Below are 24,084 nucleotides of genomic sequence, written 5' to 3'. Positions count from 1 at the left end.
AAAGTCAAAATTATAACCTTTATTACATCGAGTATTATGAACCTCTAATGAATAAGTGCTAGTTAAAATTTACGATTCTTTGGTCTGGATCTCCATCCTGTGAGCCAAAGCACTATACCTGATGTGATACAAATATAAGAAGGCCATAGTGTAGCGTCTTGATTTAATAATAGTGTGCCACAGATCAACAATACAGCAGATGTTATTAATAAGTAATTGCTCTTATGGGCCTTGTGCTGAAATTTTAAATATTTATCAAGCATTTGCTGCTGAGTTCCCAGCAGTTTTCGGCCCACTTTTAGGTTGTCATAAATCAGTTCTGGGAATTCAGGTAACTTTTCTGCCCAGTAAGGACTTTTCATTTTCACTTTGTCAAAAATCGCTTTAGGCCCGACTTGTTCAGACATCCATTGCTCTAAAAATGGTTTTGCTGTCGACCACAAGTCAAGTTGAGGATAAAGCTGACGGCCTAACCCCTCAATGTAAAGTAATGTTTTTTCGAGTAAAACCAGTTGTGGTTGCACCACAATGTCGAATTGGCGGGCTGTGCGGAACAGCTCTAGTAACACGTGACCGAATGATATTTCATCTAATGGTTTATTGAACATCGGCTCACACACCACTTTAACGGCTTGCTCAAATGCCAGTACGTCTGTGTTTTCAGATACCCAGCCTGATTCAATATAAAGCTGTGCAATTCGTTGGTAGTCTCGGTTAAAGAAAGCAAGAAAGTTTTCAGCTAAGTATCGTTTATCGACATCGCTTAATGTGCCCATGATGCCGCAATCCATACCGATATAAAATGGATTGTCTGGGTGCTCACGGCTAATAAAGATATTGCCAGGGTGCATGTCAGCATGGAAAAAGTTATCGCGGAATACTTGGGTAAAAAATAGCTCTACACCGCGCTCTGCTAGTAATTTAAGGTTTGTGCCTTGGGCTTTCAGTGCTTCAACGTCTGATACAGGGATACCATAAACGCGCTCCATGACCATCAAACGAGGGTAGCAATAGTCTTCATAGACATAGGGTACATATAAGGCGTCAGAATCTAAGAAGTTATTGCGCAGTTTAACCGCATTAAGGGCTTCTAGATTCAGGTTTAACTCACCTAGTATTGTGGTGCGGTAATCATCAATTACTTCAGCAGGGCGTAGGCGATTGCCTTCTCCTAACAGCTTTTCAAGTAGATCTGCAGCCTGACACATTAATTGTAAATCTGCTTGCACCTGTGCTTCGACATTGGGACGAAGGACTTTCAGTACCACTTCGGCGCCATTTTCTTTTAAATTTGCAGTATGTACTTGTGAAATTGAGGCTGATGCGAGCGGGGTTTCATCAAAGTTATCGAATAAGCTTTCGATTGGTGCTTTTAATTCAGCTTCAATAGCCTGTCTAGCGAGTGCTGAATCAAAAGGAGGGACTCTGTCTTGCAACATTGATAACTCATTTGCCCACTCGTCATTCAACAAGTCACGACGTGTGGACAACATTTGGCCCAACTTAATGTAGACAGGTCCTAGTTCTTGCATCGCCAGTTTTAAGCGTTCTGCTGCGGGTTTATCTTTGTGTTGATTGCGAAGCCAGAAGAAGCAATTGCGAAGCAAACTGAAGTACCAGGGGGTTTTCTTATTAGCAATAATCTCATCTAGGCCGTAATGCAATACAGTTTTGATGACTTGATAACCACGTCTGATACTGGCAATTGTCATGGGGTAATCTTTTCTCTTAGTGATGCAATTCTGTCCGCAATTGCATTGGTGTTATCTGCTAATTCTTCCAGATTATCACGAAAATGAATGAATTCTATTTGATGGGGTGCAAGACGGTATTCTTCGGTGGTTAATTGACCGACATGGGAACGCGATTTGTAGAATATGTCTTTAGCAGTGCTTGCAAGTTGTTGAGCCCCTGAAATCAACAAATGAGTGGGTGCATCACCGATATATTTTGATAATGGCTCCGCAAAATCTAACTCAATATGACGCAAGTAATGACTAAAACTTTGTAATAAGTTTATATCACCATCTAGTGTCAATTTGTCTTCTTTAATGAGCTCAGTCAGGCTGTCACCGTCAGTGACTTTATATAAGGTCGTGACATCGGCTGAAATACTGACATCCACTTCGCCTTCGTAGGCGTTGAGCACTTGAATCTGTTTGGCAAAAACAAAGTAAAGTGGCCATTCAACTTGGGTTAGTTGAATACGAAACACTTTACCGTGTAATTGTTTAAGCCGTGCATATTCACCCTTGTCTTGCGCTTGTAACTGCGCAATGGCCGTTTCTAATCCTGCACAAGCAAAGAGTGAAAAATGATTCGGTTGCATTAGAACTTGTAACCACGATGAAGTGCAACGACACCATCAGTCATGTTGGTGTAATCGACTTGTTCAAAACCAGCATCAACCATCATTTGTTTTAATGTGTCTTGATCTGGATGCATACGAATTGATTCAGCAAGGTATTCGTAGCTGTCAGCATCTTGTGTAATCAATGCACCCATCTTAGGTAATACTTTAAAGCTATACATATCATACACTTTACGCATGACTTCATGCTGAGGCTTAGAAAACTCAAGCACTAATAACTTTCCACCCGGTTTTAATACGCGGCGCATTGAGCGTAAAGCGGCATCTTTGTCGGTGACGTTACGTAGGCCAAATGCAATGGTAATGATGTCGAAGTAGTTATCAGGAAATGGCAATGCTTCGGCATTAGCTTGAACGTAGTCAACATTACCTACAATGCCTTTGTCACGCAGCTTAGTGCGGCCAACTTTCAACATAGAGTCGTTGATATCAGCTAAGATCACTTGGCCACGATCACCAACGAGGTGTGAAAACTTTGCGGTTAAGTCACCGGTTCCACCTGCTAAGTCCAACACTTTCATACCTGGACGTGCACCCGCTGTCGCAATGGTGTGACGTTTCCAAAAACGATGAACACCAAAAGACATCACGTCATTCATAATATCGTATTTAGCCGCAACCGAGTGAAATACGTCAGCAACTAAGTCAGCTTTCTTTTCTGATTCAACGGTTTTATAACCAAAATGCGTGTTCTTTGGGTCGCCCTCAGACATCTGTGTATTCCTATAATGTGCGATAATTAACTGCGAGTGTATGCCATTGCTTGCTTTGCAGAAACTTTAATCAGCGAGAGTGTGATCAAGTTTACTAGAAACAGCGTGGAAAGTGGCAAACCAGAATCGTTTTGCAGCTTTGCAAAAAATTGCTCTGCATTAGACCACAAAACGACTCGATATTGAATAGTCTCAAATGGCGCAAATACAGCATAACTGTCAATATCATACGCCTTAATTAAACACTGGGTTCAACTTTACGCAGTGCTTGATACTTTGTAGGCGTTATCATTTTGCTTGTATGACCGCCTAGCCTTAAATTTAATTCGGTAACACACTGATTTAAAGTTGTTTTTGTGTTTTTTAATAATGTTGCGGTTGCTTGGCTTGAATATAAGCATAAATCAATTCACTCACACTTTGCCCCACATCTCTATTGCCAGCAGACTCGCCTGCTTCATGACATAACGGTGCGGCTTCCGCAATATGTAAGTATGCAGTTTGAGTATGTTTAGCCATATAACTGACGTAGTGGCAGGCATCAAGTAGTGGTATTCCTGCAAAAGTAGAGGCACTACTCGGCATTTTAGCGATAGCATCGACATCAAGCTCTAACGCCACTGGTAATTGGGTTTGATTAATATTCTTACTTATCTGGGTTAATGCCTCAGTTAAGCTGATTTCTCGTCTGACCCAAATTTGCTGGAAAGTATGCCACTGACCACCAAATAAACTGAGTTGTTCTAGTGTCGCTTCGCTATTTTTAAGTTCATGTAATCCAAGTACATGGTAGTAACTTAATGCACCATTGGCAGCTGCGTAGCTAAATCCATTGCCACTGTGTCGGCCTTCTCGTGGTCGAAAATCGCTATGTGGATCGAGGTTGACCGCCGCAGCAGCTTGATTAAATTGACCTTTTACAGCCATTAAAAGGCCATAAGCATTGTTATGACCACCGCCGATCACTATAGGCGTTAATTGTGCTGCAAATATTTGACTGACGATGTTGATAACTTGCTCATCTAATTCTGCTGTTGCTTTTGATAAGTCGGCTTGAGTGGCATTGTCATCGAGATGGTGAGGTAGGAGGTTGCCTAAAATAAGGCATTCTTTTCCATGAAGGTATCGGTTTGATTGCAAGTTCAACCATTGCGACATCGTTGCTTCAAAAGCCGTATTTGCTCCACCTCGACCAAGGTTTGCTCTAGGGCCTGCATCTTCGCTGATCCCAAGAATAACGAACTGTCCGCCTTGGGATTTAAACTGGTGTAAAGCTTCTTGTTGCGCCGCACTGTTAGTTAAGGATGGTGCAAGCACGTGCACTGTTTGTCCTAATTTTGTCTCTCCATCACGGGTGGAGACAAACTGCTTAATTGCTTCGTGCGTCATTATCTGTAGCATAAAAACCTACTTTATCTCGTGTTAAGTATTATTGTTATCGAGGTTGGGTTCGTTATTGTTGTGGCCACAAGGGCTATTAGCGCATTTATTGTGATGCCTTGTGCCACTATTGTTCATGACAGTGATGAATGAGTAAAGCAGATTTAGCTTAAACAATGTTCTATTACAGTAAATAAAAAAGCCAGCAAAGCTGGCTTTAATTTTGACTGCTCATGATATGACAGTAGTTATCAATTAACCTTCACAAGGTGAAAGTTGATTAGTCGATGTCTAAAGCTTCTGGCGATAAAATAATGCCAGTATTATCAGCATAAATATGATCGCAAGGTAAGAAGGTTACACCGCCAAAGTTAACTGGGATTTCAACTTCACCGACACCATTACCATCAGCGCCAATTGGGATTGAAGCGAGTGCTTGAATGCCAATGTCCATTTCTTCAAGTGTGTCGACATCTCGGACAGAACCATAAACAATGATGCCTTCCCACTTGTTGGCAACAGCAATCTCGGCAATAGAAGCATCGATTAGTGCACGACGCATCGAACCGCCACCATCAACTAATAATACTTTTCCTTCACCATCTGCTTGCAGTGCATCTGCGATAAGGCCGTTATCTTCGAAGCATTTAATGGTGCTAATAGAACCACCAAAAGAGCTCGTACCGCCGTAATTACTGAACATAGGTTCTACGACATCAACAACATCTAAATACATATCACACAGTTCTGAGGTGTTGTATTCCATAGTGACACTCCTTGGGGGTAGCGATTTGTTACTTCTCGCTAGTAGTTAAGCAATCTTAAATGAATTATATGAGCTTTTTGTGAAATTAAAAGCGATATTCATCACCAGATGACGATAAACCAACAAGTTGATTTATAAACTGATGTTGAGAAATCCCACAACATCGCACCTGAGGCTAGGTTGTAGGAAACTAACTTACATTAGTGCTGGATTAGGATGTTTATATTGATCTTAGTCATCTTATTACGGTTTTTTATTACAACCTTGTATGAATTTTTGTTAATATCAGCGCTTAATTAAATGCAGTTTGTTTTATTTGCTTTAGGGGCACGGACCCCCGTAACGCTTATGGATGGCAGAGGGCCTTAATGAGAGGTTCTTATGGAAGGGTTAAACGTTGTTGAAATCATAGGTTATGGCGCATCAGTTATGGTGGCTATTTCATTAATGATGAAAGATATTATCTGGTTACGTTGGTTAAACTTTGTGGGTTGTACATTATTCGTTATTTACGGTGTGCAAATTGAAGCATGGCCAGTAGCAGGTATGAATGCCTTCGTTGCGGGGATCAATATTTTCCACTTGATCAAAATCTATCGTACCAATAAGTCAGAAAGCTTATCTGAAGCGTCTGCGTAAAAAAGGTCAAGCGAGGTGCCTTTATTGGGCACCTTAATTCATCACTGAAATTTACTATTTACCAACCACGCTTAATATATCCTCTCTCGTTTTTATCTTTAAGTCAGTTCCAATGCTTTATTGACATATAAAGGCTGATGCAAGCTTGTCTGTTTGTGTTCTGGTATCACTTCCTCTTATGACTGTTATTGCGGACACTTGATATCTGTATCAGATTCGTCATTGTCATAAAACTTTCGACAGAATGTCATGTCAGCGTCATTGGTCATATTTACAGTCCTAATCATGGTTGAATAATAAATAACCCAAAGGACTAGCGAGATGGTGAATATAGCAAACTTAGATAAGTTGTTATTTTGTCATATATTAACCTTTTGTCATGAGCATAAGCTTAATCAGTTTGCTAAGCAGGTCTCTGCAACGGGTGATGGCCATATTTATGTGTATTTGGCCGTTGGATTGTTGTTTCTACATCCTCAAGGAAGCCACTTTTTCAACCTTATGTTAGTCAGCTATATTATTGAGCTGCCTCTTTATTTATTACTCAAAAATTTTATTCGTCGCAATCGTCCCTGCGCCGCATTTGCAGGGTTTGAATCTGATTTTCAACCATCTGATAAGTTTAGCCTGCCTTCTGGGCATACGGCGGCGGCCTTTATTATGGCATCAGTCGTGATGCATGTTTTCCCATTACTGGCCGTGATGGCATTTACTTGGGCTATGGCAATTGGCTTATCGAGAATCGCACTTGGCGTGCATTACCCATTAGATATCTTAGCTGGAATAGCATTAGGGCTCGGAGCGGTGAGCATGGCAGAGCAATTTATTTAACCACAGGGTATTTAACTCTTTTTATTTTGTGGGATGTAGAAATTAGTGGCAGGTAATCAAGGGCGTTTATGAAAATCTTATACGGTGTTCAAGGTACAGGAAATGGCCATATTAGCCGTGCACGTGTGATGGCGAAGTCACTGAGTAAAACGGATATAGAGGTCGATTTTTTATTCAGTGGCCGAGAAGAACATCAATATTTTGATATGGATTGTTTTGGTGACTTTCAGCTGCGAAAAGGTATGTCATTTATGACAGAAGGTGGGCGAGTTAATCTGCCAAAAACCATTAGACGCAATCTTTCTACGTCCATCTTCTCAGAAGTGCAGCACATGGACTTATCTGATTATGATTTAGTGATTAATGATTTTGAGCCTGTGACGGCTTGGGCAGCAAAAAAACAGGGAGTCACATCAATAAGCATCAGCCATCAAGCTGCATTGCAGTATCCTGTGCCTAAACAAGGGATGAGTTGGCTTGACGAACGTGTACTGAATAACTTCGCTCCAACAGATATTAAACTAGGTTGCCACTGGCATCATTTTGGTTTTCCAATTATTCCGCCTTTTGTTGAAGTCGAGCCAAACTGCGGTGATCACCATCATCAGATTTTGGTGTATTTGCCTTTTGAAAGCCCAGATGAGATTGCTCGGTTCTTGGCGCCTTTTAATCAATATCAATTCTTTGTCTATCACGCTGCTGAGCCGAATATAGCTTTGGCAGACCATATTAATTGGTTCGGTTTCAATCGCACGGGTTTTAAAGCCCATATGTCACAATGTGGCGGCGTGATTGGCAATGCTGGGTTTGAACTGGCCAGTGAAGCCATGACACTTGGCAAAAAGTTGTTGGTAAAACCATTATTAGGTCAATTTGAGCAGTCATCTAATGTGGTCGCATTAGAATTACTTGCTGCAGCACAAAGCATGGACACTTTAGATGGCAGTATATTAAAACGTTGGCTAAAGTCTGCATCGCCAAAGCCTATTCAGTACCCTCAGGTCGGTGATGCTTTAGTGAAATGGTTAAAGCAAGGAGACTGGCATCAACATCAAATGTTGTGCAACGATTTATGGTCGCAGGTGGAATTACCAGATAACTGGCGTAAATGAAGTTATAACTGGGTATGCCTTGTGAGCGGGCAATGGAAAGCTAATGTTTTAAACTATTCTTAAGCGCTAATTTTATGTGCAAATGCTCAGCGCTAACGGTAATGACTAGCACCCATACAATTGGCAATAGCGTTAACTGGCCGCTTTTGAATGATGTTCGTAAAGTTGCTCAAGAAGTTCGTCTTCAAAAGCAAAACGCGTTTCCATTGCTTGAGCTAATTTTGATAAATCGGCGTCTAAGTCCATCAATACATCGTCACTTTCAACTTCTGTATATTTATCATTGAAGTCAAGCGCTGCATCGGTTGTTTCGCTAATTTGAGGCAGTAGCTGTTGTGCACGGGCTTTACTGCTTTCACCAGACTTCTCACATTCGTTGACCACTTGGTCATACACTTCAAAGTGTCCCTCGGAAACGTAGTCCACTAATTGTGCACAAAATTGCTTGACCGTTTCTGTGGTTGGAAGGCTTTTTCTGGCGCAGTGTAAGGGGCTAGACCGGCAATATTGAAGTATTGGATCAGTAAATTTCTACGGTGTTGTAGCCATTGATCGACAAGCTTGTTAGAACCGCCCCATTTTTGTTCGGCTTTTTCTAGTTTTGTCAGCATAACGAAATCCAATATTGCAACTAATCCATAACACTTAATGTATGAGAGAAAGTGACTATTGATCAACTATTTTCTGTAAAAGATCGAATGGATCGACCAGAAGAAGGACGTTTTAATTGTAAAAAATAATGAAACTGTGGAGTTCAGAAAGAAAAATGCCCAGTGATAGCAAGCTATCACTGGGCAAATAGATTTTTTAAGGGCTCGATTTATCGTGCTTCTTGATTGTTCTTGCTAGCGCAGACTTTTTATACCAAACGCTAACAATAGGTGCAACTTTTTTATCCAATTAGCCTAATCTATACCTAATTATGAGTATTATTGTGAGCGTGATAACGATTACATTAGCAATTTCGATACTAGTTGGGGTGTTACTTCACATTAATTTAGCATTGCTGGTTACATTAATCGCATAAGTGCTAAACTACGCGCCAGCGGATATCACTATATGTTTAGGAATCAAGCCCCATGGCAGAATTAAAGAATGATCGTTATTTACGCGCTTTATTAAAACAGCCTGTTGACAGAACCCCTGTCTGGATGATGCGTCAAGCTGGACGTTATCTACCTGAATATAAAGCGACTCGCGCAGAAGCGGGTGACTTTATGTCTCTTTGTAAGAACCAAGATTTAGCATGTGAAGTGACGCTACAACCACTTCGTCGTTATGATTTAGATGCTGCAATTTTATTCTCAGATATTCTTACTGTTCCAGATGCAATGGGCTTAGGTTTATATTTTGAAACCGGTGAAGGTCCACGTTTCGAGCGTCCTACAGATACAATCGACGCTATCAAAAAGCTAGCAATCCCAGATCCTGAAGATGAGCTTGGTTACGTTATGCGTGCTGTTAGCACCATTCGTCGTGAACTAAAAGGTGAAGTACCATTAATTGGTTTCTCTGGTTCTCCATGGACACTAGCAACCTACATGGTTGAAGGTGGTTCAAGCAAGACGTTTGAAAAGATCAAAAAAATGGCTTATGAAGAGCCAGCAACACTACACATGCTTTTAGACAAGTTAGCTGATTCAGTTATCTTATACCTAAACGCACAAGTTGCTAACGGTGCTCAATCGTTAATGATTTTCGATTCATGGGGCGGTGCATTATCTCACCATGCTTACCGTGAGTTCTCGCTACGTTACATGCAAAAAATCGTTGATGGCCTTACTCGTCATGCAGACGGTCGCCAAGTACCAGTTACTTTATTCACTAAAGGTGGCGGACTATGGTTAGAATCTATGGCTGAAACAGGTTGTGATGCACTAGGTTTAGACTGGACTGTTGATATCGGTGATGCACGTCGCCGTGTTGGTGAAAAAGTTGCCCTTCAAGGTAATATGGATCCATCAGTACTTTACGCATCACCTGAGCGTATTCATCAAGAAGTTGACCAAATCTTGTCATCTTACGGTGAAGGTACTGGCCACGTATTTAACTTGGGTCATGGTATTCACCAGCATGTTAATCCTGAGCATGCCGGTTCGTTCATCAACTCTGTGCATGAGTTATCGGCTAAATACCACAAGTAATGGGTATGAAGTTTGAGGCGTCGTGAAGATGCGTAAAAAAAGACGAGCTTAGCTCGTCTTTTTTATTTGTGAAAAAAGTGACGAATGACTAAAGCTGAACTAGCTTATAGGAATCATCGAGTTAAAGGTGTGGTGATATGTGTCACAAAGTAAATATGAGATATTCTAATTTGTGATCTTTGCAAAATTCTTCAGAGAGTTAATTTGATATTTTATACACATTCTGAGAATAAGTATTTTATGCTAACTAGTTTTGTTTCACGATGGGATGGAAGCCACATCTAGTAGCCTTCGCTAAAAGAGAGTTAAATATGAAAATTCAAATTATTGTTGCTTTAGTGTTCTTCGCTATTTTTGCTGCTTTGCTTCCTGGCACCCATTACATCTATGTAGCCAATGCTGATTATTACATGGGGCAATACATCACAGTTGCTTCAGTATTATTGATGTGGATTAGCTTGTTTGCGGGTATTGCGAGTCTTTTCTTCCACAAAATTAAAAGCCTATATCAATCAATTTATAACGATTAATAGTAGACATACAAGGTTCGTTATTAATTGATTTGATACGTAAAGCCACCTAAATAGGTGGCTTTGTTGTTTTTGGCTTTGATGCTTTGAGCAATTATACGTTTAATCCTCTGTCATATAGAAGAAAGTAATCGCGAGTCTTTTTCTCTCTTTTCTTTACCAAAGTAACTACTGGCGCTGTGAACCATATTGCCTTTGAATAAAATGAGGCGATTAAATTTATTTTCAATGGCTTCGTCTTCATACCAAGCACTTGGAGGTAAGCTGTCGGTGTTTAACGCATCCACTAAATTGTTATAGGGTTTTTGTACTAGATTACCGCCAGCAGCTTCATTCGCGTATTTCAAGCGATAGAAAGAGGTTCCAGAGTGTGGTTTAGGATTTTTACTTAAAAAAAGCACGGCGCCGTATCGACAAAGCTGCCGATTATCAACATGAGGTCTTGCCGCTCCTTCATCAGCGCCAACCAAAATGGCTGTGTTTGTATCAACAACGACACTGTTTGATTCAGCAACCCATAATTTATCGACTTTTAGGGTTTCTTTTATCCAGTTTTCTACTTGTAAGAGCTCTTTTTTCTTCAAGGCGTTTTTAGAGCGCATACCAGGCCATAACTCACTAGTATAAGGCTTGCCAAGCTTCCACTTACTTTTCATGAAACAGCGATTGGCAATCTCTGTTGCTTGCTTTTCAGAAAAGAAATTATCAATTATCCAAAAGTTTTTATTTTCTTCGGGTTTTTCATAATTGAGTTTAGGAGCATCGAAAGGTGCATCAGGAAGGTTGAGTTCATCTGAATATATTGGGTGCATGCTGTATCTACCTGCAAACGATTTAAAATAATAATTGTTCGTTTAATACGGACGGTGCTTGTTGAATTTATGTTATCAACATTCAAATGCGATGGGTAGAAAAGCGGCTCATTAACTTGTAAAAAATAGTGAGTAATCAAAATCGGAGTAACGATTACTCACATAACACTCAATGACTTGAAGAAAGCAGCTCAATATGAAAACAACTTCCTGTACCAGGTTGACTGTCGATATTTATACGGCACTTTAATATCCCAAGGAGCTGTCTAACAATTGCAAGCCCAACACCTAATTGTGGGAGTGGTTGTTCTGGTGAAAAGGTAAGTTGTTGCATTGATAATTGTTTTAAAGCGTCCACTTCATGCTTGTGCATACCAGCCCCCGTGTCTTTAACGGCTAGCCAAGTTTGACCATTTAACGTTTCACTGTAAATGGTAATCGTGCCATCTTTAGGGGTGTATCTGAGCGCATTATCAACAAGGTTATTGAGTATTCTGCGCATCAATTGTGGATCGGTATAAACCTGTAATTCATCGGTAATATTAAATTGTAATCTTATTCCCAGCTTTTTAGCTCTAGGAGCAAATGTCTGATTCAAATCGAGTAACAACTCACGCAAATTGATTTGTTTAATTTGAGCGCTAATTTGACCGTTTTCAAGTGCTGCAAGTTCAAGCAGTTGCGATAGTAATTGTTGCAAGTTTTGCCCTGAGTTAGCCGCATATTCTATGTATTCTGGTTGGCGCTCATTTGGTGGGGAGAGCAACCAGGTATCTATATATCCTAATAAAGAGGTGAGCGGTGTTTTTAAATCGTGGGATAAATGCAGTAAAAAGTCATGTTTTGCTTGTTGCTGACGTTTAACTTGTTGATGTTGATTATTAAGCTCTTGCAGTAAATGGTTAATATGTTCGCTGAGCTTTTTGATTTCTAAGCTACCGTTATAACGGTTTGGGAGAGTCAGGCTGCTGTCGAAGGAGCTCCCTTCAAACGAACACATTTTAAGACGCGTTAAATCACTGGCTAACTTTTGAATTGGATGGGTAAAAAGCCTAATAATAATACAAACAATATCAAGGCAAATATCACCCAAAAACCAATCGTAGCGCCCCATAGTTTAGGCTGGTTTTCAGAATTAATCAGCGCCTGCCAGCTGTCATAATCTTCACCGCCAATAATCACGTATAAATACCCGCTGTGAAGGCCATCCTCTGTGATAAGTGGGCTGACTGAAAAAATCTTCTCAGTTTCAGTCGATCGAGGGTCTGTTCCTAAGATAGGTAAATCTCGGCGTGCTATAAACTGTTCAATTTTATCTAAATTCACTCGGTTTTTTTTAATCTTCTCCTCTTTTGCATCATAAGCAACGACTCGGCCTTCTGGATCGAGTGTGTAGATCTCAAAACTGGGCCCAAGTAACATAAAATCATGAAACGCTTCTTTTAATGCCGCATCAGAAGTAATGCCTTGAGAGAGTAATGGGTTGATATGCGCCATATGCTCAGCCAATTCGAGATGCAAAGATTGCTGAATTTGGTTACGACTAAATTCATGATTGAGTTGCAACCATTGCCATAACGCCATGAACAGAATTAGCACAACCAATGTCGCTGAGAGAAATAGTCGATTAAATAGTCGATTCATAATGACTGGCCTGCCTTGGTAACATCAGAGAAAAATAATCCATTTATGCTTCTGGTGGAGAAAATTTATAACCCACTCCCCACACTGTTTTTACGAGCTCAGGATGACCTGGACTGCGGGCAAGTTTGCTGCGTAAACGATTAATATGGCTATTTACCGTATGCTCGTATCCATCATAGTTATAACCCCAAACAGCCTCTAGCAATTGCATACGACTGAATACTTGGAGTGGGTGCTTGGCTAAAAATAACAGTAAATCAAACTCTCTTGCGGTAAGTTCAAGTGGGCTGTTATTGGATACGACCTCTCGGGTGGTTGAGTTAATGGTGACCCCATTAAAGTCCAACTGCTCAGTTTGTACTTGTTGAACCTTACTGCGCCTTAGCATGGCTTTAACGCGGGCTCTAAGCTCTAATACGCTAAATGGCTTCACTAAATAGTCATCAGCGCCAGCTTCTAACCCCAAAACAATATCTGCTTCAGAATCTTTTGCAGTTAGCATCATTATTGGTAATGACTTTTCTGCTTCTCGTAATTGCTGACATAACATGATGCCGTCACCATCAGGCAGCATCCTGTCCATGAGAATGAGGTCGAGCGTTTTTGTGTCGATGATTTGCATTGCCTGACTTAACGTAGTCGCATGAAATACTTCATAATTTAATGCCGTTAAGTTGAGCATGATAAGTTTTGCTAAGTCTTGTTCATCTTCCACAAGTAAAATATGCGGCTTTATCTGATGGCCGTTATGCTTAGTGCTATCGTTCATCCAGAATGTCCCAAATCAGATCCCTACTGAGCAGACCTGACTTGGGCAAATTAAATTTCAAATTGTTTAAATAATGTTATCAAACAGAATTTAATCTATCGCTGAACAATCTGATTAGCTATGCATTCGCATCACTTACTCTGTACGGCTAATCGAGATAGAAACCGCTGGATTATCAAAACGATGTGAAGGCGTTAATACGCTATCCATTAACCCATCATACATGGTGATAACACCAGGGTGGATATGGACAAAATCAACATCATCACGTTCAGCGTTGTAGCCTTCACCACCATCAGCAGGTCCAGGCATAGTGCCTTGTGCTTCTGAGTTTGCTTCGGTTCCAGCATCGTAAACCATGCCACGCATAGATACTGAATCACTCACTGCGAGCATACTGATGTCATAGCTGTTTAAGCCTGTAAATGCATCATTGGTGTTAACTAACATAGTGGCAACCGTGAGGTTGGCTACATCGGCTTCTTCGAGTGTCACGGTAATGGTTTCTGACATCCCTGGCATTAAAATACCAGCGCCACTGACGGTTGAAGTAATGCCTTCAATCGCAGCAACATCTGCTGCATCACCACCTTCTGCGATTTTCTCTAGTGCAACGTTGGCTGCTTCACCGGCCTGCCACAACATGACATCATCACCATGAGAGGCGATAGCAATGGGAGACATTGGCTGGTTAGCTGTTAAATTCGTAACAGTGACAGTGTATGTTTGCATTACCACAGCTGGCGGCGTTGGTGTCACTGGTGCCGGTGTTGGTGAGTCATCATCGTCATCAGAACAACCACTTAATCCAATCACAGCGATAAGTGCTACGGCTGATAAACTGTATGGATGACTGCGTTTTTTGGACGTATTCGTTAAATATCTCATTGCGATTCCCCCTTATTTGACGGTAACAACAACTTTCGCCACAGGGTTTAACCAGCGATGAATACGACTGTCTAAATCACTGGCACCGCCTACTGCATCAGTATCGCCAAGCACACCTGGATGAGTGTGAACATAAGCATTAGTAGAACCATCCATAACACCAGTACCATTCATACCTCCGTCACCGCCAGGAGCAGCTGGAATACCTGGGACACCTGACATGCCGCCGCCATTGACGATTTCATCGTTGGCTTCTGTACCTGCATCATATGCATTTAAATACACAGTGTAGCTGCCTGCCTCAGTCGGAATTTCCCAGCTATCTAAACCTATAAAGGCATCGTTGGTTGGTAATACCATTGCCACAATCGATAAATGTGTCATATCCATAGAGTCGAGCATCACTTCACTTACATTCGCGCCAGGGGCTAATAATCCCATTGCAGGGTTAACAGCGGTAAAACCACCAGCACCCATTACGGCGGCATCTAAATCACCAACATCGCCGCCTTCAGCCATTTTTTGTAAGGCTGGCGTGGCCATTTCACCGACATGGAAAAGGTGACTGTCAGTATCATGAGCAGCAATCAGTAGAGGGGTGAAATGATTACCATGGGTTAGGTTAACGACACTAATTTCTAAATCAGCTGCAGATGCTTGAGCACTAAATATTCCGCCTGCAACTAATCCAAGGGTTAACAAGCTGGTTTTGACTGATAAATTTTTGTGTGTTGATGTCTTTAAGACTGATGATTTCATAACAGAGCTCCTTTTGTTTGATTGATAATGATTCTGACAAAGGGATCTCACTGGGTTATCGCTAAATTATCACAAAAGTTTAACATCGTTTATTTGAGCGATTTTTTTGTGTTATCGTGATGGTGAATAGTAAAATTTTAGGGTGTAAAAATGATAATAAGAACACTAACTCCTGAAGATTTTCAACAGGTTATTGAACTGGGCAATTTAGTGCACGGTGAAGGTTACTTAGACATGCCTTCGCTGGAAAATATTTATCAAATGGGAATAAAAAATAATATTAATGCCCATTTTATCGCAGAAAATGAACAATTATCATCGATACATCAGGCGCAAGAACAATCAAAAATAGCTGGGTTTAGACTGACCTATGCAGCGGGCAATTGGCCAATTGATAAATGGTGTACACCACAAAAATGGCCAGTTTCACCCGATCAAATGTGTTACTTCAAGTGCAATACAGTGGCTCAAGAGCTTAGAGGGCAAGGCATAGGTTCGCAACTACTACAAGCCTCTATCAAAGCAGTAAAAGCGCAAGGTGCGACAGCTGGAGTGAGTCATTTGTGGAAACAAAGCCCTAAAAATTCAGCAGTGGGCTACTTTACTCATGCTGGCGGTAAATTGATTAAAGAGCATCCGAGTCGATGGAACCAGCAGCAAGACAACAGTGATTATCTGTGCGTGATATGCGGCGATGATTGCCACTGTACAGCCTGTGAAATGGTGATTGAGTTTAACTAAATAACTCATTTCAACATTTCTCTGTATGACCACATTGGTGTTAACCACGAGTACCCAACATGCCTCAAGCTTTGTATGATCCCTTAATTAATCAATCACCTGCTAAGCAGCCTTTTGCGCATAGCTACTGGGCGAGCACACAATCATTACCCGCATTACTTCCCTCACTCAAAGGTTCTCAGCAAACAGACGTTGCTATTATTGGCGGCGGCTATACTGGTCTATTGACGGCTTATTATTTAGCGACACAATACCACATTGATTGTCGTGTGCTTGAGGCTAATCAAGTGGGGTTTGGCGCTAGCGCTCGCAATGCGGGTTTTGTATTAAAAGGGTCTGGTCGTTTGGGGTATTCAGCAATGGCTGAACGTTGGGATCTAGACACTGCGCGCGGGATCTACAGTGAGTTTAGTCAAGCGGTAAGTCGAGTTGAAGGATTAATACAGCAACATCACATTCAGTGTGAGCCACAAGATAAAGGTTATCTCAAGGTCGCTCATAATCCAAAAGCGTTAAAAAACCTTAAAGCGGCAGCCGAATATATTCAAAAAAATATGGCGCAAGACAGCGATTTTACAGCCGAGTTTATTACTGCTGAACACTTTAAAGAGCAGTACCTTAACCATCATCAAGCTTATGGTGCGTTAAGGCTGAATGACGGCTTTGGAATTAACCCTCTTAAGCTATTACTGGGTTATAAGTCCATGCTTGAAAAGCAGGGAATAACTATTAACGAGCAATCCTGTGTGCGTGACTGGATAGAGGAAAATGGAAAGCACCGTTTAGTAACGGATCAAGGTGAACTGTTAGCCAATAAGGTGATCATGGCGGGTAATGCTTATTCGCCTAAGCAGCTGAATCAAAGAATAGATGATAAGTTTTTGCCGATACTGAGCAATATTATCGTCACTGAACCATTAACTGCAGATGAGCTAAAAGCGGCAGGTTTGTATAGTCATCAAGTGACCATGGATACTCGAATATTAAAGTATTACTTTAGATTGCTGCCCGATAACCGTTTATTGTTTGGGGGCCGTGGGGCCGTATGGGGCAAGGACGCAGCTAAACCGATATATGGTCAGCGTTTGAAACTTGCGATGGATAAGTGCTTTCCACATCTGAGCCGAAAGAAGGTTGCTTATAATTGGACTGGGTGGATAGCAGCATCAATGGATGACATGCCCCATGTATATGGTAAAGATGGTGTCGGATATAGTTTAGGTTACTGCGGCGCCGGCGTATCATTTAGCGCTCAAGCAGCCTTTAGACTGGCACAAAGTATTGCAGGAGAAACCTTACCGAACTTACCTTTGTATAACTCCCCATTACCACAGATGCCGTTTGCAAAAGCAAGACGGCTAGGGCAATGGGGTTATTATCATTATGGCTGGCTCAAAGATAAATTCGGTTAATACTGATTTTATACATCGATACCACCAACGCTAGCTTGCTTGAATTTCTTCACTGAGCGTTGATTCATCTAATGGCTCAATTTTAATATTAAAATAGGCATAAGATGCACTGATAAACGGACAAACTAAGTTAAAAATAGCGTAGGGTAGGTATGCGATAGTCGCCACGCCTAGGGTACTTGCCATAAAAGCGCCACAAGTATTCCAGGGGATCAGCGGGCTGGTGACAGTTGCTGAATCTTCTAAAGCGCGGCTTAAATTGACAGGTGCAAGTTTACGCTTTTGATATTCTATTTTTAACATTCTACCGGGTAATACGATGGCAATGTATTGGTCGGCAGTAATCACATTAGCGCCAATACAGACCCCAAGAGTGGTGATAATTAAGCTGCTGGTGCCAGTCACTAAATTCATGATGCTTTCAAGTAAGCGAGCTAATAAGCCTGTCACTTCCATCACGCCGCCAAAAGCCATAGCACACAATATTAACCAGACTGTTGTCACCATACTGCTCATGCCGCCACGGCTTAATAGGTTGTCGAGTACGGTATCGCCAGTATTAGCCACATAACCATCAAACATCGCAATCCAAATGCCTTTAATGATGGCAATTACTGGTAATAACTGTGGATCGTTAACGTAAGTAATCACATTATCAAACTGGAAAATGGCTGCGCAGATAGCACCCGCTAAGGTACCAATAATCACGGTTGGAAAGGCGGGCATTTTCTTATTTGCCAAAAAGAGCACAACTAATAATGGTAGTAGTAAATGCAGTCCAGGTTGGTAAGTATTTTCTAGTAATGTCAGCGTATCACCTAGTTGCGAGTTAAAGCTGGATACATCGGCTGATAAACCTAAAAAAGTAAACACGATTAAGGCAATAATAATGCTCGGCACAGTGGTCCAAGTCATATGCTTAATATGACTAAAGATATTTGAGCCAGCAACGGCAGGAGCTAGATTGGTTGTGTCAGATAATGGTGACATTTTATCGCCAAAATAAGCGCCACTGATGATTGCACCTGCAGTGATATTGATATCTAAACCCATCGCTGAAGCGATACCAATAAGGGCAATACCAATAGTACCTGCTACAGTCCACGAACTACCGATGCTTATAGCGACAACGGCGCATAAAATACAGCTGGCAGCATAAAAATATTGTGGATGGAGGATTTGCATACCGTAGTAAATCATTGTCGGCACTGTGCCGGCTAAAATCCAAGTACCGATTAGGGAGCCAACAGTAAATAAGATCAGTAAAGCGCCAGTTGCGACACCAATACTTTTAATGATGCCACGTTCCATTTGGTTCCAGCTGTAGCCATTTTTATAACCAATTAAAATGGCAATGCAAGCGGCGAGAATCAGTGCAATTTGGTTTGCTCCTGATGAGCTATCAGAAGAGAAAAGGTACACCGCAGCGCCCAGCATGGTGATAAGGGCGATAACAGGTGCAAGGGCGTCAAACAAACTAGGTTGTTTGATTTGAGAGTCAGACATAAAGCTATCCCTATTTTTATTCTTATGGGGTGTTGTAAATAGTCGGTGTTATTTGTTGTTAATTTGTGACTAGGTCGACATCCTGCCATAGATACAAGGGATAAGTCGATGTTTTGGCTGCGTAACAACTTGCTAGAAAAGCATAGGGCTACAAGATCTATTGCTTAATAATTTAAGATACTAGATTAGCTATTCATTTGAGGTGATATTGGTGCATATTTACTTAGATGTGATTGACTATATTTAGTTATTTAATTTCTTTTTCTCGCTAACTTTATTAAGAGCAAAGTCGTTGAGCTTCACCCACACCAGACTAAAAGGGTATCAACAGCAATATCCTCTTGGATCCCTCTGCCGCCTTTACGAAACTTTCTGAAAAGTGAAAGATTTCTACAAGGATGGAGCCAGCTTGTGACTTCGTTTTACTCCGCTTTGTTCATCTTCAAAAATCATTAACGCTTACGATAGGGCGTTTAGTTTTGTTTTCTTTGGCTCAAAGCACGATCAAAGTCGTGGCGCTTCGCCCACACCCGACCAAAAGGGTATCAACAGCAATACCCTCTTGGATCACCCTGCCGCCTTTACGAAATTTTCTGATAAGCGAAAGATTTCTACAAGGATGGATCTAGCTTTTGACTTCGTTTTTATTCTGCTTCGTGCATCTTCAAAAATCACTAACGCTTACGACGGGGCGTCCCTTCCCCTCGAAAGCTAGCTGGCATCTTAAGTGCAGGATGCACAAAATGCCTTGAAGCACATGGATGTGCGAGAAAGGCCATGTCAGGACTCACGTAATTTTCTTGATGCACTCAAGTTTTATGAAAAATGATAATGAAAGCATTCTACTGAGATTTTGAATAAGCAAACGGAGTTAAATCGAAGAAATAATAATCCCAGTGCAGATGCGTCTAAGACCTTCGAAAACATGGATGTTTTCGCAGAGCTTACATGGACGTACTTGAAGCGTGTCTTAGATGAATCTGTACAAAAGCCTGCGGCAGGCAATTGGTTAGATTGAAGTTATGGACTTATATTCATTATTTAATACCAAATAGGGTATTGCATATACGACTTATTGACTGAGAAAGTCGTGGCGCTTCGCCCACACCAGAATCAAGGGGTAAAGCGCTTGTCCCCATACTTTATATACTAAGAGTAATCCCTCAGCGCTCCGGCGAAATTTAAAAAGCAAAATTTCCAACGGAGTATTATTTAGCTTTTAACTTCATTTGGTTCAGCTTCGCTCATCTTCAAAAATCACTAACGCTTACGATGGGACGTTTAGTTTTGTTTTCTTTGGCTCAAAGCAAGATCAAAGTAGTGGCGCTTCGCCCACACCAGACCAAGAGGGTATCAACAGCAATACCCTCTTGGATCACCCTGCCGCCTTTACGAAATTTTCTGATAAGCGAAAGATTTCTACAAGGATGGATCTAGCTTTTGACTTCGTTTTTATTCTGCTTCGTGCATCTTCAAAAATCACTAACGCTTCTAATGGGGCGTCCCTTCCCCTCGAAAGCTAGCTGATATCTTAAGTGCAGGATGCACAAAATGCCTTGAAGCACATGGATGTGCGAGAAAGGCCATGTCAGGACTCACGCAATTTTCTTGATGCACTCAATTCATATGTTGGCTTCAAACTTTATGCTTGAGTTTTTAGAATGCTCAAATGAACTACAATCGAAGAAGTAATAATCCCAGTGCAGATGCGTCTAAGACCTTCAAAAACATGGATGTTTTCGCAGAGCTTACATGGACGTACTTGAAGCGTGTCTTAGATGAATCTGTACAAAAGCCTGCGGCAGGCAATAGGTTAGATTGAAGTTTTGGACTTAAGTCTTCGTAATAAATAGAAATAAAGAGACGTTATTAAATATTATGGTTTGAAGTCGTCGATTACTTGAAAAATAAGCATCCTTTCGCAATTGATTATTCGAGATTTAGCTATGATGTTTGATAAAAAATCCCCGTGATATTGCTATCACAGGGATTTTATTTCATCGCTTCAACAACAAGCCAACTAACGAGTTAGTCTTTACCTTGCTCACGTGCAATCGCACGGTAGGCGATGTCGGTACGGAAGTAAACGTCATCCCAGTGGATGGCATCGACTAGGCCGTATGCGCTAGCTTGTGCTTCTGTTACCGTGTTGCCTAAGGCTGTTGCACATAATACGCGGCCGCCTGCTGTGACAACGTGACCGTCTTTCATAGCGGTGCCTGCGTGGAATACTTTGGCGTTGTTATCACCTAAAGATAAACCATCAATTACGTCTGCTTTGCGGTAGGCATCTGGGTATCCACCAGCTGCAAGGACTACACCTACTGCTGCGCGTGAGTCAAATTCTGCGGTCACTTTATCAAGCTCACCACGGGTGGCGGCTAAACAAAGTTCAACTAAATCTGATTGTAGACGCATCATGATTGGCTGCGTTTCTGGGTCGCCAAAGCGGCAGTTGTACTCTAGTACTTTTGCGCTGCCATCAGGTGCAATCATTAAACCAGCATATAAGAAGCCTGTGTAAACATTGCCTTCTGCTGCCATGCCATCAACCGTTGGGCGGATAACGTTAGCAATTGTCCAGTCGTGAACAGTTTGCGTGACCACTGGTGCTGGTGAGTATGCACCCATGCCGCCAGTGTTCGGGCCGTAATCGCCGTTATCACGGGCTTTATGGTCTTGGCTAGATGCCATGGCTAAGATGTTTTTACCGTCTACCATGACGATAAAGCTGGCTTCTTCACCTTTTAAAAATTCTTCGATAACAACGCGAGAACCGGCTTCGCCAAACTTGTTGCCTGCTAGCATATCTTCAATTGCTGCATCGGCTTCAGCTTGGTCTTGCGCGATAATCACGCCTTTACCTGCAGCTAAACCGTCAGCTTTAATCACAACTGGGAAACCTGTTTTAGCAGTTAACTCAACTGAGTAAGCTTTCGCAGCATCAATTTCAGTGAAGTTTGAGTAGTCAGCCGTTGGGATGTTGTGGCGAGCTAAAAAGTCTTTAGTGAAGGCTTTTGAAGACTCAAGTTGCGCAGCACCTTGAGTTGGGCCAAAGATAGGTAAACCAGCTTCGTTAAAGGCATCAACAACGCCAAGTGCTAAAGGCACTTCTGGGCCAACAATGGTTAATTCAATCTTGCTGTCTTGGGCAAATTTCACTAATTCTGAAATTGCTTCAACCTTAATACTGACGTTTTCTAATTTTGGCTCTAAAGATGTGCCTGCGTTGCCAGGAGCAACAAAAACTTTTTCAACTTGAGCTGATTGAGCTGCTTTCCAAGCTAGTGCGTGTTCGCGTCCGCCGCCGCCAATTACAAGTACCTGCATCTTTATTCACCTTTTTTATATTCAATTTGGTAAAAATTATCATGTTCTTTAAACGAAAAAAGCAGCCAAATGAGGCTGCTCTATTCAAATACTATTTAGTGACGGAAGTGACGCATTCCGGTGAACACCATAGCAATGCCGTGCTCGTCAGCTGCTGCGATGATTTCTTCGTCACGAATTGAACCGCCCGGTTGGATGATACAGCTGATGCCCGCTGCTGCTGCAGCATCAATACCGTCACGGAATGGGAAGAATGCATCAGATGCCATCACTGACCCTTCAACAACCAAACCTTCATCAGCGGCTTTAATGCCTGCCACTTTCGCTGAGTAAACGCGGCTCATTTGGCCTGCGCCCACACCGATAGTCATACTGTCTTTTGCGTAGACAATTGCATTTGATTTAACAAACTTAGCTACTTTCCAGCAGAACATTAAGTCAGTTAATTGCTCAGCTGTAGGTTGGACTTTTGAAACCACTTTAACATCGGCGACATCAACCATACCTTGGTCGCGGTCTTGTACTAATAAACCACCGTTAACACGTTTAAAGTCTTGAGTGGTGGTTTTAGTGTTCCACTGACCACACTCTAATAAACGTACGTTCGCTTTAGCAACAACGATTTCACGTGCTGCTGCACTGACTTTAGGGGCAATGATCACTTCAACAAACTGACGGTCAACAATGGCTTTCGCGGTGTCTGCATCTAACTCTTGGTTAAACGCAATGATGCCGCCAAATGCTGATGTAGGGTCAGTTTTAAATGCGCGATCGTAAGCTTCTAAAATGGTGTCGCCTAGTGCAACACCACATGGGTTAGCATGCTTAACGATAACACAAGCAGGACCGTCGAATTCTTTAACACACTCAAGGGCAGCATCGGTATCAGCGATATTGTTGTAAGACAGTGCCTTACCTTGCAATTGTGTTGCGCTGGCAACTGAAGCTTCATCAATGTGTGCATCAACATAGAATGCCGCTTTTTGGTGGCTGTTTTCACCGTAGCGTAAATCTTGCTTTTTGATCAGCTGAGTATTGAAGGTACGTGGGAAGCTTGAATCTTCGTGGCACTCATCTTTACTGTGTGCTGGCACCATAGTGCCGAAGTAGTTAGCAATCATACCATCGTATGCTGCGGTGTGCTCGAACGCTGCAATAGCTAGGTCAAAGCGCGTTTCAAGTGTAGTGCTGCCTTCATTGGCACGCATCTCAGCAATCACGCGATCGTAATCACTTGCGTTAACCACAATGGTGGTGTCTTTATGATTTTTAGCAGTAGAGCGAACCATAGTTGGGCCGCCAATATCGATGTTTTCAACGGCGTCAGCCAAAGTACAACCTTCTTTTGCCACTGTAGAGGCAAACGGGTAAAGGTTAACGGCAACTAAGTCGATTGGTTTGATGGCATTTTGTTCCATCACGATTTCATCGATACCACGACGAGCTAGAATGCCGCCATGCACTTTAGGGTGAAGTGTTTTAACACGACCATCCATGATTTCAGGATGACCTGTGTAGTCAGAAACTTCGGTCACTGGGATATTATTATCAGCAAGTAATTTAGCAGTGCCACCAGTAGAAAGTAGCTCTACGCCTTGCTCATGTAATGCTTTAGCAAACTCAAGCATTCCAGTTTTATCAGATACGCTTAACAGCGCGCGACGAATAGGTCTGACAGTATTCATGTAGGTACAGTGTCCACTATTTATTTAAGGAAGTTTGGCAAAGCTGAGTTTG

General features: G+C 41.8%; 21 protein-coding genes and 1 pseudogene. 7 read left to right on the top strand and 15 right to left on the bottom strand.

The window, feature by feature from the left end; translation table 11 throughout:
- Positions 1-62: 62 nt before the first annotated feature.
- The 5 genes from ubiB to rraA form a co-directional block, all read right to left on the bottom strand.
- Positions 63-1,712: a ubiquinone biosynthesis regulatory protein kinase UbiB gene (gene ubiB / locus ACGEDC_RS06030; RefSeq protein ID WP_055023562.1), complete on the bottom strand. Its 1,650-nt coding sequence runs from the start codon at positions 1,710-1,712 to the stop codon at positions 63-65.
- Positions 1,709-2,329, bottom strand: a complete 621-nt coding sequence (locus tag ACGEDC_RS06025) for a ubiquinone biosynthesis accessory factor UbiJ (protein WP_055023561.1) — start codon at positions 2,327-2,329, stop codon at positions 1,709-1,711. The genes ubiB and ACGEDC_RS06025 overlap by 4 nt, the downstream gene beginning before the upstream one ends.
- A complete protein-coding gene (gene ubiE / locus ACGEDC_RS06020) occupies positions 2,329-3,084 on the bottom strand; it encodes a bifunctional demethylmenaquinone methyltransferase/2-methoxy-6-polyprenyl-1,4-benzoquinol methylase UbiE (RefSeq protein ID WP_055023560.1) in 756 nt (251 codons plus the stop codon). Before ubiE ends, ACGEDC_RS06025 begins: the two co-directional genes overlap by 1 nt.
- A gap of 363 nt (positions 3,085-3,447) precedes the next feature.
- Entirely contained in the window at positions 3,448-4,485 is a 1,038-nt protein-coding gene (locus ACGEDC_RS06015; RefSeq protein ID WP_394497099.1) for a formimidoylglutamase, read from the bottom strand.
- A gap of 259 nt (positions 4,486-4,744) precedes the next feature.
- On the bottom strand, positions 4,745-5,230 hold the full coding sequence (gene rraA / locus ACGEDC_RS06010; RefSeq protein WP_055023558.1) for a ribonuclease E activity regulator RraA: 486 nt from the start codon (positions 5,228-5,230) through the stop codon (positions 4,745-4,747).
- Between the two features lie 381 nt (positions 5,231-5,611).
- On the opposite strand from rraA, the gene ACGEDC_RS06005 reads away from it, so the two are divergent.
- The 3 genes from ACGEDC_RS06005 to ACGEDC_RS05995 all read left to right on the top strand — a co-directional run bounded on the left by ACGEDC_RS06005 (position 5,612) and on the right by ACGEDC_RS05995 (position 7,812).
- Positions 5,612-5,869: a YgjV family protein gene (locus tag ACGEDC_RS06005; protein ID WP_055023557.1), complete on the top strand. Its 258-nt coding sequence runs from the start codon at positions 5,612-5,614 to the stop codon at positions 5,867-5,869.
- A gap of 321 nt (positions 5,870-6,190) precedes the next feature.
- Positions 6,191-6,700, top strand: a complete 510-nt coding sequence (locus ACGEDC_RS06000) for a phosphatase PAP2 family protein (RefSeq protein WP_394497096.1) — start codon at positions 6,191-6,193, stop codon at positions 6,698-6,700.
- Between the two features lie 68 nt (positions 6,701-6,768).
- Positions 6,769-7,812, top strand: a complete 1,044-nt coding sequence (locus tag ACGEDC_RS05995) for an MJ1255/VC2487 family glycosyltransferase (RefSeq protein ID WP_394497094.1) — start codon at positions 6,769-6,771, stop codon at positions 7,810-7,812.
- 132 nt (positions 7,813-7,944) lie between these two features.
- On the opposite strand, the pseudogene rsd reads toward ACGEDC_RS05995, so the two are convergent.
- Positions 7,945-8,423: pseudogene (rsd, locus tag ACGEDC_RS05990) on the bottom strand (sigma D regulator).
- A 468-nt stretch (positions 8,424-8,891) separates the two neighbouring features.
- On the opposite strand from rsd, the gene hemE reads away from it, so the two are divergent.
- Positions 8,892-9,956: a uroporphyrinogen decarboxylase gene (gene hemE, locus ACGEDC_RS05985; protein WP_055023553.1), complete on the top strand. Its 1,065-nt coding sequence runs from the start codon at positions 8,892-8,894 to the stop codon at positions 9,954-9,956.
- Positions 9,957-10,267: 311 nt separating this feature from the next.
- Positions 10,268-10,486: a hypothetical protein gene (locus tag ACGEDC_RS05980; protein ID WP_055023552.1), complete on the top strand. Its 219-nt coding sequence runs from the start codon at positions 10,268-10,270 to the stop codon at positions 10,484-10,486.
- Between the two features lie 113 nt (positions 10,487-10,599).
- Here ACGEDC_RS05980 and ACGEDC_RS05975 read toward each other — a convergent pair whose 3' ends face one another.
- The 6 genes from ACGEDC_RS05975 to ACGEDC_RS05950 form a co-directional block, all read right to left on the bottom strand.
- Entirely contained in the window at positions 10,600-11,298 is a 699-nt protein-coding gene (locus ACGEDC_RS05975) for a DUF6445 family protein (RefSeq protein WP_394497091.1), read from the bottom strand.
- 169 nt (positions 11,299-11,467) lie between these two features.
- Positions 11,468-12,298 carry a sensor histidine kinase gene (locus ACGEDC_RS05970; protein WP_394497089.1) on the bottom strand — a complete coding sequence of 277 codons (831 nt, stop codon included), beginning with the start codon at positions 12,296-12,298 and terminating at the stop codon, positions 11,468-11,470.
- A gap of 23 nt (positions 12,299-12,321) precedes the next feature.
- Positions 12,322-12,942: a hypothetical protein gene (locus tag ACGEDC_RS05965; protein ID WP_394497087.1), complete on the bottom strand. Its 621-nt coding sequence runs from the start codon at positions 12,940-12,942 to the stop codon at positions 12,322-12,324.
- Between the two features lie 43 nt (positions 12,943-12,985).
- Positions 12,986-13,711 carry a response regulator transcription factor gene (locus ACGEDC_RS05960; protein WP_055023549.1) on the bottom strand — a complete coding sequence of 242 codons (726 nt, stop codon included), beginning with the start codon at positions 13,709-13,711 and terminating at the stop codon, positions 12,986-12,988.
- 135 nt (positions 13,712-13,846) lie between these two features.
- Complete coding sequence (locus ACGEDC_RS05955; RefSeq protein ID WP_055023548.1) at positions 13,847-14,599, bottom strand: spondin domain-containing protein; 753 nt, start codon at positions 14,597-14,599, stop codon at positions 13,847-13,849.
- 12 nt (positions 14,600-14,611) lie between these two features.
- Positions 14,612-15,358 (bottom strand): spondin domain-containing protein, encoded by a 747-nt coding sequence (locus ACGEDC_RS05950; protein WP_080916941.1) that lies wholly within the window; start codon positions 15,356-15,358, stop codon positions 14,612-14,614.
- Positions 15,359-15,508: 150 nt separating this feature from the next.
- On the opposite strand from ACGEDC_RS05950, the gene ACGEDC_RS05945 reads away from it, so the two are divergent.
- A complete protein-coding gene (locus ACGEDC_RS05945; RefSeq protein WP_394497083.1) occupies positions 15,509-16,099 on the top strand; it encodes a GNAT family N-acetyltransferase in 591 nt (196 codons plus the stop codon).
- A gap of 59 nt (positions 16,100-16,158) precedes the next feature.
- The gene (locus ACGEDC_RS05940; RefSeq protein ID WP_394497081.1) at positions 16,159-17,511 is read left to right on the top strand and encodes an NAD(P)/FAD-dependent oxidoreductase; all 1,353 of its coding nucleotides are present in this window, start codon (positions 16,159-16,161) and stop codon (positions 17,509-17,511) included.
- A gap of 30 nt (positions 17,512-17,541) precedes the next feature.
- Here ACGEDC_RS05940 and nhaC read toward each other — a convergent pair whose 3' ends face one another.
- The 3 genes from nhaC to purH form a co-directional block, all read right to left on the bottom strand.
- Positions 17,542-19,017: a Na+/H+ antiporter NhaC gene (nhaC, locus tag ACGEDC_RS05935; RefSeq protein ID WP_394497079.1), complete on the bottom strand. Its 1,476-nt coding sequence runs from the start codon at positions 19,015-19,017 to the stop codon at positions 17,542-17,544.
- A 2,028-nt stretch (positions 19,018-21,045) separates the two neighbouring features.
- Positions 21,046-22,347, bottom strand: coding sequence for a phosphoribosylamine--glycine ligase (gene purD / locus ACGEDC_RS05930; protein ID WP_394497077.1), 1,302 nt, complete (start codon positions 22,345-22,347; stop codon positions 21,046-21,048).
- A 95-nt stretch (positions 22,348-22,442) separates the two neighbouring features.
- The gene (gene purH / locus ACGEDC_RS05925) at positions 22,443-24,032 is read right to left on the bottom strand and encodes a bifunctional phosphoribosylaminoimidazolecarboxamide formyltransferase/IMP cyclohydrolase (RefSeq protein WP_394497075.1); all 1,590 of its coding nucleotides are present in this window, start codon (positions 24,030-24,032) and stop codon (positions 22,443-22,445) included.
- Between the last annotated feature and the right edge of the window lie 52 nt (positions 24,033-24,084).

Origin of the sequence: Shewanella sp. ENK2 (genome assembly GCF_043568515.1) — a bacterium.
GTDB classification, from domain to species: Bacteria; Pseudomonadota; Gammaproteobacteria; order Enterobacterales; family Shewanellaceae; genus Shewanella; species Shewanella japonica.
The sequence above is the reverse complement of the archived record's forward strand: the minus strand, read 5'-3'. Positions and strand labels throughout refer to the sequence as shown.

What these genes read in the sequence shown, in the direction of transcription:
- ACGEDC_RS05960 (WP_055023549.1), bottom strand. Translation starts at nt 13,711, where the DNA reads ATGAACGATAGCACTAAGCATAACGGCCATCAGATAAAGCCGCATATT.
- nhaC (WP_394497079.1), bottom strand. Translation starts at nt 19,017, where the DNA reads ATGTCTGACTCTCAAATCAAACAACCTAGTTTGTTTGACGCCCTTGCA.
- ACGEDC_RS05940 (WP_394497081.1), top strand. Translation starts at nt 16,159, where the DNA reads ATGCCTCAAGCTTTGTATGATCCCTTAATTAATCAATCACCTGCTAAG.
- ACGEDC_RS05955 (WP_055023548.1), bottom strand. Translation starts at nt 14,599, where the DNA reads ATGAGATATTTAACGAATACGTCCAAAAAACGCAGTCATCCATACAGT.
- ACGEDC_RS05980 (WP_055023552.1), top strand. Translation starts at nt 10,268, where the DNA reads ATGAAAATTCAAATTATTGTTGCTTTAGTGTTCTTCGCTATTTTTGCT.
- ACGEDC_RS05950 (WP_080916941.1), bottom strand. Translation starts at nt 15,358, where the DNA reads ATGAAATCATCAGTCTTAAAGACATCAACACACAAAAATTTATCAGTC.
- ACGEDC_RS06025 (WP_055023561.1), bottom strand. Translation starts at nt 2,329, where the DNA reads ATGCAACCGAATCATTTTTCACTCTTTGCTTGTGCAGGATTAGAAACG.
- ACGEDC_RS05945 (WP_394497083.1), top strand. Translation starts at nt 15,509, where the DNA reads ATGATAATAAGAACACTAACTCCTGAAGATTTTCAACAGGTTATTGAA.
- purD (WP_394497077.1), bottom strand. Translation starts at nt 22,347, where the DNA reads ATGCAGGTACTTGTAATTGGCGGCGGCGGACGCGAACACGCACTAGCT.
- ubiE (WP_055023560.1), bottom strand. Translation starts at nt 3,084, where the DNA reads ATGTCTGAGGGCGACCCAAAGAACACGCATTTTGGTTATAAAACCGTT.
- ACGEDC_RS05965 (WP_394497087.1), bottom strand. Translation starts at nt 12,942, where the DNA reads ATGAATCGACTATTTAATCGACTATTTCTCTCAGCGACATTGGTTGTG.
- rraA (WP_055023558.1), bottom strand. Translation starts at nt 5,230, where the DNA reads ATGGAATACAACACCTCAGAACTGTGTGATATGTATTTAGATGTTGTT.
- hemE (WP_055023553.1), top strand. Translation starts at nt 8,892, where the DNA reads ATGGCAGAATTAAAGAATGATCGTTATTTACGCGCTTTATTAAAACAG.
- ACGEDC_RS05970 (WP_394497089.1), bottom strand. Translation starts at nt 12,298, where the DNA reads ATGTGTTCGTTTGAAGGGAGCTCCTTCGACAGCAGCCTGACTCTCCCA.
- ACGEDC_RS06000 (WP_394497096.1), top strand. Translation starts at nt 6,191, where the DNA reads ATGGTGAATATAGCAAACTTAGATAAGTTGTTATTTTGTCATATATTA.
- ACGEDC_RS06005 (WP_055023557.1), top strand. Translation starts at nt 5,612, where the DNA reads ATGGAAGGGTTAAACGTTGTTGAAATCATAGGTTATGGCGCATCAGTT.
- ubiB (WP_055023562.1), bottom strand. Translation starts at nt 1,712, where the DNA reads ATGACAATTGCCAGTATCAGACGTGGTTATCAAGTCATCAAAACTGTA.
- ACGEDC_RS05975 (WP_394497091.1), bottom strand. Translation starts at nt 11,298, where the DNA reads ATGCACCCAATATATTCAGATGAACTCAACCTTCCTGATGCACCTTTC.
- purH (WP_394497075.1), bottom strand. Translation starts at nt 24,032, where the DNA reads ATGAATACTGTCAGACCTATTCGTCGCGCGCTGTTAAGCGTATCTGAT.
- ACGEDC_RS06015 (WP_394497099.1), bottom strand. Translation starts at nt 4,485, where the DNA reads ATGCTACAGATAATGACGCACGAAGCAATTAAGCAGTTTGTCTCCACC.
- ACGEDC_RS05995 (WP_394497094.1), top strand. Translation starts at nt 6,769, where the DNA reads ATGAAAATCTTATACGGTGTTCAAGGTACAGGAAATGGCCATATTAGC.